At 62.5% G+C, this 15,440-nt stretch carries 14 protein-coding genes; 7 read left to right on the top strand and 7 right to left on the bottom strand.

What is annotated here, in order from left to right:
* Positions 1–4: 4 nt before the first annotated feature.
* From BMZ46_RS27405 to BMZ46_RS27385, 5 genes are all read right to left on the bottom strand, one after another.
* On the bottom strand, positions 5–1,225 hold the full coding sequence (locus BMZ46_RS27405) for an electron transfer flavoprotein subunit alpha (protein WP_074692126.1): 1,221 nt from the start codon (positions 1,223–1,225) through the stop codon (positions 5–7).
* A complete protein-coding gene (gene dgcB / locus BMZ46_RS27400; RefSeq protein ID WP_074692124.1) occupies positions 1,225–3,174 on the bottom strand; it encodes a dimethylglycine demethylation protein DgcB in 1,950 nt (649 codons plus the stop codon). The genes BMZ46_RS27405 and dgcB overlap by 1 nt, the downstream gene beginning before the upstream one ends.
* Positions 3,175–3,324: 150 nt before the next feature.
* Positions 3,325–5,385: a dimethylglycine demethylation protein DgcA gene (gene dgcA / locus BMZ46_RS27395; protein WP_011336289.1), complete on the bottom strand. Its 2,061-nt coding sequence runs from the start codon at positions 5,383–5,385 to the stop codon at positions 3,325–3,327.
* Positions 5,386–5,400: 15 nt separating this feature from the next.
* Positions 5,401–5,931 carry a DUF5943 domain-containing protein gene (locus tag BMZ46_RS27390; RefSeq protein WP_011336290.1) on the bottom strand — a complete coding sequence of 177 codons (531 nt, stop codon included), beginning with the start codon at positions 5,929–5,931 and terminating at the stop codon, positions 5,401–5,403.
* A gap of 77 nt (positions 5,932–6,008) precedes the next feature.
* Positions 6,009–6,986, bottom strand: coding sequence for a dipeptidase (locus BMZ46_RS27385; protein WP_074692120.1), 978 nt, complete (start codon positions 6,984–6,986; stop codon positions 6,009–6,011).
* 234 nt (positions 6,987–7,220) lie between these two features.
* On the opposite strand from BMZ46_RS27385, the gene BMZ46_RS27380 reads away from it, so the two are divergent.
* Positions 7,221–7,622 carry a lysozyme inhibitor LprI family protein gene (locus tag BMZ46_RS27380; protein WP_039768003.1) on the top strand — a complete coding sequence of 134 codons (402 nt, stop codon included), beginning with the start codon at positions 7,221–7,223 and terminating at the stop codon, positions 7,620–7,622.
* A 47-nt stretch (positions 7,623–7,669) separates the two neighbouring features.
* Positions 7,670–8,086 carry a DUF3010 family protein gene (locus tag BMZ46_RS27375; RefSeq protein WP_007959772.1) on the top strand — a complete coding sequence of 139 codons (417 nt, stop codon included), beginning with the start codon at positions 7,670–7,672 and terminating at the stop codon, positions 8,084–8,086.
* Here the strand turns inward: BMZ46_RS27375 and BMZ46_RS27370 are convergent, their stop codons facing one another.
* Together BMZ46_RS27370 and BMZ46_RS27365 are read right to left on the bottom strand one after the other, a co-directional pair.
* The gene (locus tag BMZ46_RS27370) at positions 8,087–9,259 is read right to left on the bottom strand and encodes an ATP-binding protein (protein WP_074692118.1); all 1,173 of its coding nucleotides are present in this window, start codon (positions 9,257–9,259) and stop codon (positions 8,087–8,089) included.
* A 68-nt stretch (positions 9,260–9,327) separates the two neighbouring features.
* A complete protein-coding gene (locus BMZ46_RS27365) occupies positions 9,328–10,272 on the bottom strand; it encodes a GlxA family transcriptional regulator (RefSeq protein ID WP_011336294.1) in 945 nt (314 codons plus the stop codon).
* Between the two features lie 192 nt (positions 10,273–10,464).
* Here BMZ46_RS27365 and choX point away from each other — a divergent pair, with 192 nt between their 5' ends.
* The 5 genes from choX to BMZ46_RS27340 all read left to right on the top strand — a co-directional run bounded on the left by choX (position 10,465) and on the right by BMZ46_RS27340 (position 15,213).
* The gene (gene choX / locus BMZ46_RS27360; protein WP_039768001.1) at positions 10,465–11,409 is read left to right on the top strand and encodes a choline ABC transporter substrate-binding protein; all 945 of its coding nucleotides are present in this window, start codon (positions 10,465–10,467) and stop codon (positions 11,407–11,409) included.
* Positions 11,410–11,484: 75 nt separating this feature from the next.
* Positions 11,485–12,372: a 3-dehydrocarnitine:acetyl-CoA trimethylamine transferase CdhC gene (locus BMZ46_RS27355; protein ID WP_039768000.1), complete on the top strand. Its 888-nt coding sequence runs from the start codon at positions 11,485–11,487 to the stop codon at positions 12,370–12,372.
* A gap of 70 nt (positions 12,373–12,442) precedes the next feature.
* Positions 12,443–13,408: an L-carnitine dehydrogenase gene (locus tag BMZ46_RS27350; protein WP_039767999.1), complete on the top strand. Its 966-nt coding sequence runs from the start codon at positions 12,443–12,445 to the stop codon at positions 13,406–13,408.
* Between the two features lie 140 nt (positions 13,409–13,548).
* A complete protein-coding gene (locus BMZ46_RS27345; protein ID WP_074692115.1) occupies positions 13,549–14,025 on the top strand; it encodes a thioesterase family protein in 477 nt (158 codons plus the stop codon).
* Positions 14,026–14,049: 24 nt separating this feature from the next.
* Positions 14,050–15,213, top strand: a complete 1,164-nt coding sequence (locus BMZ46_RS27340; RefSeq protein WP_074692112.1) for a gamma-butyrobetaine dioxygenase — start codon at positions 14,050–14,052, stop codon at positions 15,211–15,213.
* Positions 15,214–15,440: the final 227 nt, after the last annotated feature.

The raw sequence follows: 15,440 nt of genomic DNA, 5'->3' as shown, positions 1-15,440 counted from the left end.
TTCCTTAAGCCGCATCGCGCTTGGCTTCGTTGCGGTAAGCCTCTACCGCCGCGATCAAAGCCTGAAGAATTTCCGCGCTTTCGCCGATCACCGACAGATCGGCACGCTTGATCATGTCGCAACCCGGATCAAGGTTGATCGCCACCACCTTGTCGCAGGCACCGATGCCTTGCAGGTGCTGGATCGCCCCGGAAATCCCCACGGCCACATAAACCCGCGCGGTGACCCAGGTGCCGGACGCGCCGACCTGGCGGTCGCGGGCCATGAAGCCGTCGTCCACTGCCACCCGCGAAGCGCCTTCGGTGGCACCGAGGGCGGCGGCGGTCCTGTGGAAAAGCTCCCAATCCTTGACCCCGTTGCCGCCGGAGAAGATGAACTCGGCCTCGGCCATCGGAATCGCCGCCGGATCCACCGCCACCGCACCCAGATCCTCAATCCGCGACAGGCTGCGCGCGACGGGTGTGGATAACTCCACCGGCAGCGCTTCATGACGGGTTTCGCTGACCGGTTCTGCACATTCGGCGGACGCCAGAATCAACCGCGCCACCGGGCGGGCCAGATCCTGCAACCCGGCACCGGCGCGGCCGATGCATTCCTGATCCTTGACCTGCCACACCCGTGTCGCCGGGCGCTCATCCAGTGCAGCAGCAAAGCGCCGACCGAGTTCGCCGCCACCGCTGCGGCTGTCCGGCAGCAGCCAGTGACGCGGGTTGAACTGGTTATCCACAGCCCGCAGACCCTGGATCCGTTGCTCCGGTGCATAACCGCTGAATTCTTCGCCTTCCAGTACCAGCAAGCGGTCAACGCCTGCGGTGGCGAAAGCGTTTTCCTTGTGCTCGCCGAACACCACGGCCAGCACCGCGCCGTCGCTGCCGGCCAGCTGATGAGCCAGACCGAGCATGTCACGGTCATGGCTGCTCAAGCGGCCACCGACCATGTCGGGCACCACGCTGATATAGAACGCCGGGGCCGGCACCTGATGCAGCGGCAATTGCACTTCGACCGCGGCCGAGCGTTTGACCGCCCCGCCCTGTTGAGCGCCGCTGCGGTCGATGCGCTTGATGCCGTTCGGCCCGATGAAGCCGATGCCGTGCAGGTTCTTGCGGATGATCCCGTTAGGGCCCATCCAGCTGTGTTGCGCCGGTTGCATGGCCGCGTGCAGCGGGTGCAGGCGGTTGCGTGCGATCCATTCGGCGCGGGGGTCGCGGCGGATAATGTCGCTCATCAGTGGGCCTCCGCAGGTTCACGTTTGGCCGGGGTGGCAGGCTTGTTCGGCGCGGCGTCTTCGAGCAGCGCGTCGGCCACCAGTTCGGCAATGTCCTTGATCAGCGGACGCGGTTCGACCACGCCTTCGAGCATCGCAGTGCACTGTGGACAACCCACAGCCACCAGCTCGGCACCGGTCTCGCGAATGTCTTCCATGCGCATGTCGGGGATCCGCTGCTTGCCCGGAATGTCAGTGATCGGCGCCCCGCCACCGCCGCCGCAGCAGCGCGAACGGAAGCCGGAACGTTGCATTTCCTTGATCTCGATGCCGAGGGCGCGCAGCACTTCGCGCGGCGCCTCGTACTCGCCGTTGTAGCGGCCGAGGTAGCACGGATCGTGATAGGTCACGCTGTTGCCTTTGTGCTGTCCGAGGTTCAGCGCGCCAGCCTGAATGATTTCCGCCAGATAAGTGCTGTGGTGCTGCACGAGGTAGTTGCCATCGAACGCGCCGTACTCATTTTTCAACACGTGGAAGCTGTGCGGATCGCAGGTGACGATGCGGTTGAAACTGTATTTGGCCAGGGTCTGGATATTGCGTTTGGCGAGCAGCTGGAAAGTCGCTTCGTCGCCAAGACGCCGGGCCACGTCGCCGCTGTCGCGTTCTTCCAGCCCCAGTACCGCGAAGTCGACCTTGGCCGCTTTCAGCACTTTGACGAAGGCACGCAAGGTGCGCTGGTTGCGCATGTCGAAGGCGCCGTCACCGACCCAGAACAGCACGTCGGTGGACTTCTTCTCGCTGAGCAGGTTGAGGTTCAGGTCGGCCGCCCAGTTCATCCGTCCGCCCGGGGCAAAACCGCCAGGGTTGTCGGTGGCAATCAGGTTTTCCAGGACTTCGGCGCCCTTGTTCGGGGTCGCGCCTTTTTCCAGGGTCAGGTGGCGGCGCATGTCGACGATGGCATCGACGTGCTCGATCATCATCGGGCATTCCTCGACGCAGGCGCGGCAGGTGGTGCACGACCACAGGGTTTCGGCATCGACCAGACCGTTGACGATCGGTTGATGCGGATTACCGCTGTGTTCGCCCACCGGTTTGCCGGGATAAGGGCTGCCGGCGAACTTGGCATCGGTGCCGCCGGCGAGGCCGACGACCATGTCCTGAATCAGTTTTTTCGGGTTCAGCGGCTGGCCGGCGGCGAACGCCGGGCACGCGGCCTCGCACTTGCCGCACTGCACGCAAGCGTCGAAACCGAGCAACTGGTTCCAGGTGAAATCCTTGGGTTTTTCCACGCCCAGCGGCGCGGTCGGATCATTCAGGTCCAGCGGTTTCAAACCGGTGGAACGGCCGCCACCAAAACGTTCGGCGCGGCGGTGCCAGGCCAGGTGCAACGCACCGGCGAAGGCGTGTTTCATCGGGCCGCCCCAGGTCATGCCGAAGAACAGCTCCGACACGCCCCACAGCACACCGATCCCGAGAATCGCTGCCAGCACCCAGCCGCCGAAGTTCTCCGGCAGGATCCCCGCCACCGGCAAGGTCACCAGGAAGAACGAGGCCGAGAACGCCAGCAGGCTTTTCGGCAGGCGCATCCACGGGCCTTTCGACAGCCGCGACGGCGGGTTGAGCCGACGCCGATAAACGAAGATCGCCCCGACGAACATCACCGCCGTCATCAGCAGCAACGCGTAGCCAAGGATCCGGTTATGCAGGCCGAAACCGTGCACCAGAATCGCCAGCACGATCGACGCCACCGCACCGCCCGCCGTGGCGACGTGGGTGTTGGCGATGTATTTGTCCCGCGCCACCACGTGGTGCAGATCGACCATGTAACGCTTGGGCATGGCGAACAGGCCGCCGATCAGATCGACCTTCGAGGCCCGGCCCCGGCGCCACATGGCCACCCGCCGCAACGCCCCCAGCACCGCGAGGGCCAAGGCTGCGAACAACAGGATTGGAAGAAGGGTGTTCAACATGGTGAAGCTCCCAAAGACCGCAGGGTCAGTGATCGTTCCCACGCTCTGCGTGGGAATGCAGCCCGGGACGCTCTGCGTCCCAAGAGCGGACGCAGAGCGTCCATTGATGCGTTCCCACGCAGAGCGTGGGAACGATCAGTCCTAGAGCGTTTAGAAGTCTTTGCACAACCGCAGGGCGTCGTAGATGGCGGCGTGGGTATTACGCTGCGCCACGCAGTCACCGATGCGGAACAACAGATAACCGTCGCCGGTGCTGCTCAACGAAGGTTGCGGCTGGATTGCGAACAGCGCCTCGACGTCGATCTGGCCCTTGTTGCGCGAGCCGTCCTTGAGGGCGTAGTAGATTTCCTCGTCCGGGCGCACACCGTTCTCGACGACCACCTGATCCACCACCCGCTCCTCTTTGGCGCCGGTGTATTCGTTCTCCAGCACCGCGACGAGTTTGTCGCCTTCGCGGTAGACCTTCTCCAGCATCATGTCGCCGGTCATGATCACTTCTTTCGGGTACATGCTGCGGTAGTAGGTCGGGAACGACGTACCGCCGATGGCCACGCCCGGCTTGATGTCGTCGGTGACGATCTCGACCTGGCTGCCCTTGTCGGCGAGGAAGTCGGCCACCGACATCCCGGTGAACTCGCAAATGGTGTCGTAGACCAGCACGTTCTTGCCCGGCGCGACCTTGCCGTCGAGCACGTCCCAGCTGCTGACGACCAGCCCTTCAGCGGCGCCCCAGTGTTCGTTCTGTTCCAGGTACGGGTGGCCGCCGACCGCCAGCACCACGATGTCCGGACGCAAATCCATGATGGTGTCGGCGTCCGCCGCAGTGCCCAGACGCAGGTCGACTTTCAGCCGCGCCAGTTCCAGCTGGAACCAGCGGGTGATGCCGGCGATCTGGTCACGCTGCGGCGCTTTCGAGGCGGTGGTGATCTGGCCGCCGATGAATTCCTTCTTCTCGAACAGGGTCACGTCGTGGCCACGTTCGGCCGCCACACGGGCCGCTTCCATCCCCGCCGGGCCGGCACCGACGATCACCACCTTGCGTTTCGGCCCGGTGGATTTCTCGATGATGTGCGGCACGCCCATGTATTCACGGGAAGTCGCCGCGTTCTGGATGCACAGCACGTCCAGACCCTGGTACTGACGGTCGATGCAATAGTTGGCGCCGACGCACTGCTTGATCTGGTCGATCTGACCCATCTTGATCTTGGCGATCAGGTGCGGGTCGGCGATGTGGGCGCGGGTCATGCCGACCATGTCGACGTAACCGCCCTCCAGGATCCGCGTGGCCTGGTTCGGGTCCTTGATGTTCTGCGCGTGCAGCACCGGAACCTTGACCACTTCCTTGATCCCGGCCGCCAGGTGCAGGAACGGCTCCGGCGGATAACTCATGTTCGGAATCACGTTGGCCAGGGTGTTGTGGGTGTCGCAACCCGAGCCGACGACGCCGATGAAATCGAGCATGCCGGTGTCGTCGTAATACTTGGCGATCTGCTTCATGTCTTCGTGGGACAGACCGTCCGGGTGGAACTCGTCACCGCAGATGCGCATGCCGACGCAGAAGTCGTCACCGACCTCGGCACGCACGGCTTTCAGGACTTCCAGACCGAATTTCATCCGGCCTTCGAAAGTGCCGCCCCACTCGTCGGTCCGCTTGTTGACGCGCGGGCTCCAGAACTGGTCGATCATGTGCTGGTGCACGGCTGACAGTTCGACGCCGTCCAGGCCACCGGCCTTGGCGCGGCGCGCGGCTTGCGCGTAGTTGCCGATCACCCGCCAGATTTCTTCCGGCTCGATGGTCTTGCAGGTGGCGCGGTGCACCGGTTCGCGGATGCCCGACGGCGACATCAGGGTCGGCCAGTGGAAACCGTCCCAACGGGAGCGACGGCCCATGTGGGTAATCTGGATCATGATCTTGGCGCCATGCTTGTGCATGGCGTCGGCGAGATTCTGGAAGTGCGGGATGATCCGGTCGGTGGACAGGTTCACCGAACTCCACCATTGCTGCGGGCTGTCGATCGCCACCACGGACGAACCGCCACAGATCGCCAGGCCGATGCCGCCCTTGGCTTTCTCTTCGTAATACTTGACGTACCGCTCGGTGGTCATGCCGCCGTCAGTCGCGTAGACCTCGGCATGCGCGGTGCTGAGCACGCGGTTGCGGATGGTCAGTTTGCCAATTTGAATTGGCTGAAACATTGCTTCGAAAGCCATGGCGGGTTCCTCGACTTACAACGGCTTGACGGTGAACAGGCCGTCGTCGTGGCCTTCTTCGGAGCCACCGTAAACCTGCTCGGCCACGGTGCGGATCTGGCTGCCGCGAGCGGCGAGGATCTGGTCCATGGCACCGGCAAACCAGCCGGTGAACATGTAGTCGACCTTGCGCCCGACCTTGCCGTAGACGTAGACGAACGCCGAGTGTTCGAGCTTGACGCTGGCGGTGCCTTTGTCGAGGTCGATGTCCTGGATCTTGAACAGGCCCCAGCCGCGCTGCGACAGACGCTTCATGTAGTGCTCGAACACCGCGACGCCTTCCAGGCCGTGGCACTCGGCTTCTTTTTCACACCAGTGCCAGGCGGATTTGTAGCCGGCCTTGTAGAGGATTTCGGCATAGGCGTCAGCGCCCAGCACTTCCTCGATGCCCATGTGGTTGTTGACGAAGAAATGCCGTGGCACGTACAGCATCGGCAGGGCGTCGGAGGTCCAGACACCGGTCTCGCTGTCGACTTCGATTGGCAATTGCGGGGCGATCTTGGCCATGGAAACTTAACTCCAGAAAAATTTTGGTGTTGCCCCCGGCGCGGACGGCCGGGGGAAAGTATTCGGGAAGCGGCGGCTTATTCGCCCCAGACGTCTTTGAGGACGTTGACCCAGTTTTCGCCCATGATCTTGCGTACCACGCGCTCGGAGTGGCCGCGCTTGAGCAGGGTTTCGGTCAGGTTCGGGAACTCGCCGACGGTGCGGATGCCCAGCGGGTTGATGATCTTGCCGAAGTTGGTCAGACGGCGGGCGTAGCCCTTGTCGTGGGTCAGGTATTCGAAGAAGTCCTGGCCGTGACCCTGGGTGAAGTCGGTGCCAATGCCGATGGCGTCTTCGCCGACCAGGTTTATGGTGTATTCGATGGCTTCGGCGTAGTCGTCGATGGTCGAATCGATACCCTTGGCCAGGAACGGCGCGAACATGGTCACGCCGACGAAACCGCCGTGGTCAGCAATAAACTTGAGCTCTTCATCGGATTTGTTGCGCGGGTGCTCTTTCAGCCCCGACGGCAGGCAGTGGGAATAGCAGACCGGTTTTTTCGATTCGAGGATGACTTCCTCGGAAGTCTTGGAGCCGACGTGGGACAGGTCGCACATGACGCCGACACGGTTCATCTCGGCAACGATTTCGCGACCGAAACCCGACAGACCGCCGTCACGTTCGTAGCAACCGGTGCCCACCAGGTTCTGGGTGTTGTAGCACATCTGCACGATACCGACGCCGAGCTGCTTGAACACCTCGACATAGCCGATCTGGTCTTCGAACGCGTGGGCGTTCTGGAAGCCGAAGAGAATGCCGGTCTTGCCCTGCTCCTTGGCCTTGCGGATGTCGGCGGTGGTGCGGACGGGGATCACCAGGTCGCTGTTTTCGCGAATCAGTTTCTGGCTGGCGGCGATGTTATTGACCGTGGCCTGAAAGCCTTCCCACACCGACACGGTGCAGTTGGCCGCCGTCAGACCGCCCTTGCGCATGTCTTCGAACAGCTCGCGGTTCCATTTGGCAATGATCAGACCGTCGATAACGATGCTGTCGGCGTGTAATTCGGCTGGGCTCATCAGGCGTCCCCTTATTGGCGATTCATGCGCCGAATCGTCTGCCGGCGCTTTGGGGCCAGCATATGCCTCGGTGCGCGACCAGCCGGGTGCAAAAACGACAGGGGAATTGCCGAAAGCGTCAATCCGCGACAAAGGGTCGCCAACCGGTCCGACCGGCCACCTGTTCAAGCCCGCGAGCTTGAGCCAGAATCTGCCGCATCCCGGAAACACCACTGGATTAGAGCGGCGACATCAATGAAATCGATCTTCCTGGCCCTGGCCCTGATTGCGACCGGCGTACACGCCGCCGAAGAGTCCGACAACAACCCGTGCGACGCGGTGGAAAACGACATCCAGACCCTGGAATGCTCGACCTACAGCCGCACCACCGCCGAGGACCTGCTCAAGGACAACTACGCCAGCCTCAACGAACGCATGCAGACCGCCTACGGCAAGAACCCGGCACAACTGGCCGACATCACCGCCAAACTCAAAGCCGCCCAGCAACAATGGCTGAAGACCCGCGACGCCGACTGCGCCGTCGAAGCCTTCCCGGCGACGGACGGCAGCAAGGCGTTCAAGATTGCGCAGAATGACTGCGTGGCGCGGATGAGTGACGAGCGGTCGGAGTTTTTGGAGTCGATCGGACAGGAGTGAGGGCTTGAGCTGTAAGCTGCACCTCTTCAGCCAATCAAGGGATTCACATGAACATCTGCGGTATCGAAATCAAAGGCAGTGAAGCGATCATCGCCGTGGCGTCCCTCGACGGTTCGGTGCTGAGCCATGTCGCGCTGAACACCAAGAAAATCGCGCTGGACGATGACGACGAGGCGGCCAACGTCAAACTGTTCGCCGCGCAGGTCGCATCGTTCGTGCGCGAGAACTCCATCGATCGCATCGCGATCAAGAAGCGCAGCAAGAAGGGCGAGTTTGCCGGTGGGCCGACCACGTTCAAGATCGAGGGTGTGTTTCAGTTGCTGGACGGTTGCGAGGTGACGCTGCTGTCGCCGCAGACGATCAATGCCCAGGCCAAGAAGCACAATTTCGAGCTGCCGGGCACGCTGAACAAGTATCAGCATGAAGCCTACAAGGCAGCGTGCTCGGCGTTGGTGAAGAAGTAGCTAGCGCGCTTTACGTGCGCTCAGCCAGTCGCCAAAGGATTTGTCTTCCAGCGCATAGCCACCACGGCTCGACTTCCACACCAGCTCCTTGTCGCGCAGGGCATCGATGCAGGCCTGAATGGTCTGGGTGCCCGGCACCACGTCGCTGCCCATGTTTTCCAGTGCCTTGCCGACGGCCATGAGCGTGCTGTCAGTGAACGGTGCAAAGGGCTCGTTGTTCTGTGAGCGCTCCACCATCACCTCCAGCACGGCGCGCTGAGGAATTGTCAGAGCGTTCCACGCGCTCTCGAACTCGGTCCATACGCCTGCGCGCAACAATTCGGCACGGCTTTGCAGCAGTTGCCCCAGATTGCTGGCCTCGCCCAGCTCCAGCGCGACTTCGCCGATGATGGTGCGCAACATTTCCGGGCGTCGCCCCACCAATTCAAAGGCGTCGTCGATATCGGCCGCGCTGAACTGGTTGGTCTCGGCCAGATGGGCGTTGAGGTGCAAGGTGTACGCTTGGGTGAACTCTTTTCCCAGCAGCGGAAAGGGCGTGATGCTCGAGCCGAAAAACGGTTGGCTCTTGCCCAGTACCAGGTGGGCGAGTTTGTCGCGATTGGAACCGGTGAACACCAGATGCAACCCGCTGCCCTCGCCTTCACGCCCCTGATTGAGCTGATCCCGTGCGGCCTTCAGGGCAAACATTGCGTTAATGCCCGCTGCTGTGGTGAGTGCGTGCTGGGCCTCGTCGATCACCAGCACTACGGATTTTTCGGCGGCGCTGTGGAGCAGTTCCAGTGCTTGCGTCAGGGTCGCGCCGGCCGGCAGTTGCGGCTTGGTGAAATCCCAGGACAAGGTGCGCAGAAAGCTGAGTTTTTCGATGCCGATATTCTTCGCCAGTTTGCGGATGCCCCTTTCAAAGGGGACCAACGCACCTGCAATGGCACTGGCGATCAAGTCAGCAGGGTCTTTTTCCTTATCGGCCCACAGGTCGACGTAAACCGTCAGCCAGCCTCGGGCCTGGCATTCCGGGATCAGATCCTCGCGCAGAAAGGTACTTTTGCCTGTGCGACGCGGCGCTGCCAGAAAAAGACCGGAGGTGAAATCCTGCAGACCTGCACCCACCAGACCATCGGCAACGCTGCGGGCCAGAGCGGGGCGGCGGAAAACGAAGCCGTTGTTTCGGGACATGGTTTTACACTCAATTATTCAAACGACTGTAATTTATACCTAAAAGTATAATTAACTATAATCGTCCGTCAAACGGCCTCCCGTCGCCGATCCTCTCGCGGACACCGGGCAAACTTCGCCCGGTAGCTGCGGGTGAAATACGACGGGGATTCAAACCCGCAGGCGATGCTGACTTCCAGCACGCTCATGTCGGTCTGGCGCAACAGCTGCCGGGCCTTTTCAAGTCTTAGGCGCAGATAGAAATTGCTCGGCGTGTCGTTCAGGTGCAGACGGAACAACCGCTCCAGTTGCCGCCTTGTCACCTTGATCGATTCCGCCAGTTCCAAAGTTGTCAGCGGCGGCTCGCTGTGCTGCTCCATCTCGCCGATGACATGCACCAGCTTCTTGTTGCTGATGCCATAGCGCGTGGCGACCTCCATGCGCTGGTGGTCCTTGCGCGGACGAATCCGTCCCAATACAAACTGCTCGCTGACCTGGATCGCCAGCTGCGGGCCGTGGGCCTGGGCAATCAGGTCGAGCATCAGGTCGATGGATGCGGTACCGCCGGCAGAAGTGATGCGCCGACGGTCGATCTCGAACAGCTCCTGGGTGACGCTGAGCTGTGGATAAGATTCCTTGAAGGCGTCGATGGCCTCCCAGTGCAGGGTCAGGCGATGGCCATCGAGCAGACCGGCTTCGGCGAGGACGAAGCTGCCGGTGTCGATGGCGCCGAGGGTCACGCCTTCGTTGTCCAGCCGTCGCAGCCAGTGCTCCAGCGCCGGGGTGGCGAACTTCAGCGGTTCAAAACCGGCGACCACCAGCAACGTCGCCCCTTTCTTCAGAGGCTCCAGCGCCGCATCGGCGTTGACCGACATCCCGTTGCTCGCCAGCACCGCCCCGCCATCGGCGCTCAAGACGTGCCAGCGGTACAGCTCGCCGCGAAAGCGGTTGGCCACCCGCAGCGGCTCGATCGCGGAGATGAAACCGATGGCGGAAAAACCCGGCATCAACAGAAAGTAGAAATCCTGGGACATGGCGCGCACTCGGTCAGCGGGTAGCGTGCAACGTTGATACGCCAGTTGTCGGCGGCATTCAAGAGCACAGGTCGCTGCAGTGCAAGAGCTGGTCGCCGCAGTGCGTTTTTACGGGGGCATTGCTGCGTAATTTGAGCATCACCGGCGCACAGACACCGGAACCCACAATAACGACCTGCCGAGGAACCCGACATGAAACGACTGATCAGCAGCTGTGTTCTCGCACTCAGCGGTACCGCGTTTTTAAGCGCCAGTGTCATGGCGGCCGATTCCGCATCGTGTCAGAACGTGCGCATGGGCGTGGTGAACTGGACCGACGTGATCGCCACCAGTGCCATGGCCCAGGTTCTGCTCGACGGCCTCGGCTACAGCACCAAACAGACCAGCGCCTCCCAGCAGATCGTCTTCGCCGGCATCCGCGACCAGCGTCTGGACCTGTTCCTCGGCTACTGGAACCCGCTGATGACCCAGACCATCACCCCGTTCGTCGAGGCCAACCAGGTCAAGGTGCTTGAAGCGCCAAGTCTCAAGGACGCCCGCGCCACCCTCGCCGTGCCGACCTATCTGGCGGACAAGGGCCTGAAAACCTTTGCCGACATCGCCAAGTTCGAGAAAGAGCTGGGCGGCAAGATCTACGGCATCGAGCCAGGCTCGGGCGCCAACACCCAGATCAAGGCGATGATCGCCAAGAACCAGTTTGGCCTCGGTAAGTTCCAGCTCGTGGAATCGAGCGAGGCCGGCATGCTCGCCGCCGTCGATCGCGCCGTGCGCCGCAAGGAAGCCGTGGTGTTCTTCGGCTGGGCGCCGCACCCGATGAACGTCAACGTGCAGATGACTTATCTGACCGGCAGCGACGACGCCCTCGGCCCGAACGAAGGCATGGCCACCGTATGGACCGTCACCGCGCCGAAATACGCCGAACAATGCCCGAACGTCAGTCGCCTGCTGAGCAACCTGACGTTCACCGCCGAAGACGAGAGCCGGATGATGCAGCCGCTGCTCGATCACAAGGACGCTTTCGAATCGGCCAAACAATGGCTCAAGGATCACCCGCAGGACAAACAGCGCTGGCTCGAAGGCGTCACCACTTTCGATGGCAAACCGGCGGCTGAAAACCTCCAGCTCACCAGCAAATAAACCGCAACGAACGAACCACTTCGCAGCCCGCCACGGGCTGCGAACAGACCCATCACGCCTGAAGGAAAACGCACCATGAATCACGACGTCATCATCACCTGCGCACTCACCGGTGCTGGCGACACGACCGCCAAAAGCCCACACGTGCCGGTCACCCCGAAACAGATCGCCGCAGCTGCGGTGGAAGCAGCCAAGGCCGGCGCCACGGTCGTGCACTGCCACGTTCGTGACCCGCAGACCGGCAAGTTCAGCCGTGACGTGGCGCTGTACCGCGAAGTCATGGAGCGCATCCGCGAAGCCGACGTCGACATCATCGTCAACCTCACCGCCGGCATGGGCGGCGACCTGGAAATCGGCCCTGGCGAGAGCCCGATGGAGTTCGGTCCGAACACCGATCTGGTCGGCCCGCTGACCCGTCTGGCCCACGTCGAAGAACTGCTGCCGGAAATCTGCACGCTGGATTGCGGCACCCTGAACTTCGGCGACGGCGACACCATTTACGTTTCCACCCCGGCCCAACTGCGGGCCGGCGCCAAACGCATCACCGAGCTGGGCGTGAAGGCGGAGCTGGAGATTTTCGACACCGGTCACCTGTGGTTCGCCAAACAGATGATCAAGGAAGGCCTGCTCGACAACCCGCTGTTCCAGCTGTGCCTGGGTATCCCGTGGGGCGCGCCGGCCGACACCACCACCATGAAAGCCATGGTCGACAACCTGCCCGCCGACGCGGTGTGGGCCGGGTTCGGCATCGGCCGGATGCAGATGCCGATGGCGGCGCAAGCGGTGCTGCTTGGCGGCAACGTGCGGGTCGGCCTGGAAGACAACCTGTGGCTGGACAAAGGCGTGCTGGCGACCAACGGCCAACTGGTCGAACGCGCCACCGAAATCCTCAGCCGCCTCGGCGCCCGCGTGCTGACCCCGGCTGAAGGTCGCAAGAAGATGGGTCTGACCCAGCGCGGCTGAAATCACCCTTTCCCCCGGTGGGCGGGCCATTGACGCCCACCGTTTTTTTGCCTCATTCCAGGAAGTGACCATGAGCTTTATCACCGAAATCAAAACCTTCGCAGCACTGGGCAGCGGCGTCATCGGCAGCGGCTGGGTCGCCCGCGCCCTCGCCCACGGCCTCGACGTGGTGGCCTGGGACCCGGCGCCGGGTGCCGAAGCGGCGCTGCGCAAACGCGTGGCCAACGCCTGGGGCGCGCTGGAGAAAAACGGTCTGGCGCCGGGCGCGTCGCAGGATCGCCTGCGCTTTGTGGCGACCATTGAAGAGTGCGTGCGCGATGCGGATTTCATCCAGGAAAGCGCCCCGGAACGCCTCGAACTGAAACTGGATCTGCACAGCAAAATCAGTGCGGCGGCCAAGCCGAATGCGTTGATTGGTTCCAGTACTTCCGGCCTGTTGCCGAGCGAGTTCTACGAGAGCTCGACCCACCCGGAACGTTGCGTGGTCGGTCACCCGTTCAACCCGGTTTACCTGCTGCCATTGGTGGAAGTGGTCGGCGGCAAGAACACCGCGCCGGAAGCGGTTCAAGCGGCGATGAACGTCTACGAATCCCTCGGCATGCGCCCGCTGCATGTGCGCAAGGAAGTGCCGGGATTCATCGCCGACCGCCTGCTCGAAGCGCTGTGGCGCGAGGCGCTGCACCTGGTCAACGACGGCGTGGCGACCACCGGTGAAATCGACGATGCGATCCGCTTTGGTGCCGGTCTGCGCTGGTCGTTCATGGGCACGTTTTTGACCTACACCCTGGCCGGAGGTGATGCCGGCATGCGCCACTTCATGTCGCAGTTCGGCCCGGCGTTGCAGTTGCCGTGGACGTACCTGCCGGCACCGGAACTGACCGACAAGTTGATCGACGATGTGGTGGACGGCACCAGCGATCAACTGGGCCGGCACAGTATTTCGGCGCTGGAGCGCTATCGTGATGATTGCCTGCTGGCGGTGCTTGAGGCGGTGAAGACCACCAAAGAGAAGCATGGGATGAGTTTCAGCGAGTAACCGATCGCTCCCACGTCGAGGCGTCGAACCGTCTGCGTGGGAATGCAGCCCGGGACGCTCTGCGTCCCAGAAGCGTGACGCAGAGCGTCACAGGAGGCGTTCCCACGCAGAGCGTGGGAACGATCGCATCAGGAGAAAATATGCCCACCCTCACCACCTACCAAACCCGCATCATCCGCGACTGGGTCGACTACAACGGCCACCTGCGCGACGCCTTTTATCTGCTGATTTTCAGCTACGCCACCGACGCCCTGATGGATCGTCTCGGCATGGACAGCAACAACCGCGAAGCCAGCGGCCACTCGCTGTTCACCCTCGAACTGCACCTCAACTACCTGCACGAAGTGAAGCTCGATGCCGAAGTCGAAGTGCGCACGCAGATCATCGGTCACGACCAGAAACGCCTGCACCTCTATCACAGCCTGCATCTGGCCGGCGGTGACAAGGAGCTGGCCGGCAACGAACAGATGCTGCTGCACGTCGACCTGGCCGGGCCGCGTTCCGCGCCGTTTACCCCGGACACCCTGGGCCGTCTGCAAGCCATCGTCGCCGAGCAGGCCGATCTGCCCGCCCCGGCTTACATCGGCCGGGTCATCGCCCTGCCCCCAGCCCGGTAAATCCATCCCTCACAAGGAGCCGCCATGCAAACCGCCGTTGCCGTTGCCGATTTCCGTACTTATCCGTTGATCAGCGCGCTGAACGGCGTGCAGAACCTGGCGGATCGCGTCCTGATCGAATGGGCCGACGGGCGTGTCAGCCCGTTTCACCACGTGTGGCTGCGTGACAACTGTCCGTGTCCGCACTGCGTCTACAGCGTCACCCGTGAGCAGGTGTTCGAGATCGTCGATGCGGCTCCCGACCTGATGCCATCCGCGGTGCACATCGACACCGATGGCTGCCTGCGTATCGACTGGCAGGACGGCCACCTCAGCCGCTTCGATGCCGGCTGGTTGCGCGCCCACGCCTACGATGATGAATCGCGCACCGAACGCCTCGCCTCCAGGCCGAAACCCTTCCTGTGGCGCAGTGATTTGCAGTTGCCGGTGTTCGACTATGCGGCGCTGATGAACGACAACGCCGCACTGCTGCAATGGTTGCTGGCGGTACGCGACATCGGCCTGACCCAAGTGCGCGGCGTACCCACCGAACCCGGTTCGCTGAAGCTGATCGCCCAACGTATTTCGTTCATCCGCGAGAGCAATTTCGGCGTGCTGTTCAACGTGCAATCCAAGGCCGACGCCGACAGCAACGCCTACACCGCTTTCAACCTGCCATTGCACACCGACCTGCCGACCCGCGAGCTGCAACCGGGCCTGCAATTTCTGCATTGCCTGGTGAACGACGCCGAGGGTGGCGAGAGCATTTTCGTCGACGGTTTTGCGATTGCCGAAGCGTTGCGCCAGGAAGATCCCGCGTCGTTTCAGGCGCTGTGCGAGATCCCGGTGGAGTTTCGCAACAAGGACCGCCACAGCGACTATCGCTGCCTCGCGCCGGTCATCGCCCTGGACGCGTTGGGCCGGGTCGCGGAAATCCGCATGGCCAACTTTTTGCGCGGGGCGTTCGACACGTCCGTGGAGCAAATGCCCCTGCTGTATCGCGCTTATCGGCGCTTCATCGCCATGACCCGCGAGCCACGCTTTCGGGTGATGCAGCGGCTCAATCCGGGCGAGTTGTGGTGCTTCGACAACCGCCGCACTTTGCACGCGCGAAATGCGTTCGACCCGACCACCGGGGCCCGGCATTTTCAGGGCTGCTACATCGATCGGGATGAATTGCTGTCGCGGATTCTGGTGTTGCAGCGCTAAACCGCGTCATCGTTCATCGCCAGCAGGCTGGCTCCCACAAAGAGCGCATTTCAATGTGGGAGCCAGCCTGCTGGCGATGAATGCACCTCGATTTACCTCACACACAGGCAAAAAAAGCCCCGATACAAGCCGTGACAGGATCGGGGCGAGGGTACTGTTGAGGAGCTGCCGTGGCGAGGGTGACCAAACCTTCGTGAAGCGAGCTGAGGCCAGTGTGCCCACTCCCC

Origin of the sequence: Pseudomonas sp. NFIX49 (assembly GCF_900115915.1) — a bacterium.
GTDB lineage: Bacteria > Pseudomonadota > Gammaproteobacteria > Pseudomonadales > Pseudomonadaceae > Aquipseudomonas > Aquipseudomonas pharyngis.
Note: the sequence above shows the minus strand (reverse complement) of the source record. Positions and strands in the feature narration are given on the sequence as shown.

Bases quoted from the DNA above. Each gene is read 5' to 3' on its own strand.
- BMZ46_RS27405 (WP_074692126.1), bottom strand. From the start codon at position 1,225: ATGAGCGACATTATCCGCCGCGACCCCCGCGCCGAATGGATCGCACGC.
- dgcB (WP_074692124.1), bottom strand. From the start codon at position 3,174: ATGTTGAACACCCTTCTTCCAATCCTGTTGTTCGCAGCCTTGGCCCTC.
- dgcA (WP_011336289.1), bottom strand. From the start codon at position 5,385: ATGGCTTTCGAAGCAATGTTTCAGCCAATTCAAATTGGCAAACTGACC.
- BMZ46_RS27390 (WP_011336290.1), bottom strand. From the start codon at position 5,931: ATGGCCAAGATCGCCCCGCAATTGCCAATCGAAGTCGACAGCGAGACC.
- BMZ46_RS27385 (WP_074692120.1), bottom strand. From the start codon at position 6,986: ATGAGCCCAGCCGAATTACACGCCGACAGCATCGTTATCGACGGTCTG.
- BMZ46_RS27380 (WP_039768003.1), top strand. From the start codon at position 7,221: ATGAAATCGATCTTCCTGGCCCTGGCCCTGATTGCGACCGGCGTACAC.
- BMZ46_RS27375 (WP_007959772.1), top strand. From the start codon at position 7,670: ATGAACATCTGCGGTATCGAAATCAAAGGCAGTGAAGCGATCATCGCC.
- BMZ46_RS27370 (WP_074692118.1), bottom strand. From the start codon at position 9,259: ATGTCCCGAAACAACGGCTTCGTTTTCCGCCGCCCCGCTCTGGCCCGC.
- BMZ46_RS27365 (WP_011336294.1), bottom strand. From the start codon at position 10,272: ATGTCCCAGGATTTCTACTTTCTGTTGATGCCGGGTTTTTCCGCCATC.
- choX (WP_039768001.1), top strand. From the start codon at position 10,465: ATGAAACGACTGATCAGCAGCTGTGTTCTCGCACTCAGCGGTACCGCG.
- BMZ46_RS27355 (WP_039768000.1), top strand. From the start codon at position 11,485: ATGAATCACGACGTCATCATCACCTGCGCACTCACCGGTGCTGGCGAC.
- BMZ46_RS27350 (WP_039767999.1), top strand. From the start codon at position 12,443: ATGAGCTTTATCACCGAAATCAAAACCTTCGCAGCACTGGGCAGCGGC.
- BMZ46_RS27345 (WP_074692115.1), top strand. From the start codon at position 13,549: ATGCCCACCCTCACCACCTACCAAACCCGCATCATCCGCGACTGGGTC.
- BMZ46_RS27340 (WP_074692112.1), top strand. From the start codon at position 14,050: ATGCAAACCGCCGTTGCCGTTGCCGATTTCCGTACTTATCCGTTGATC.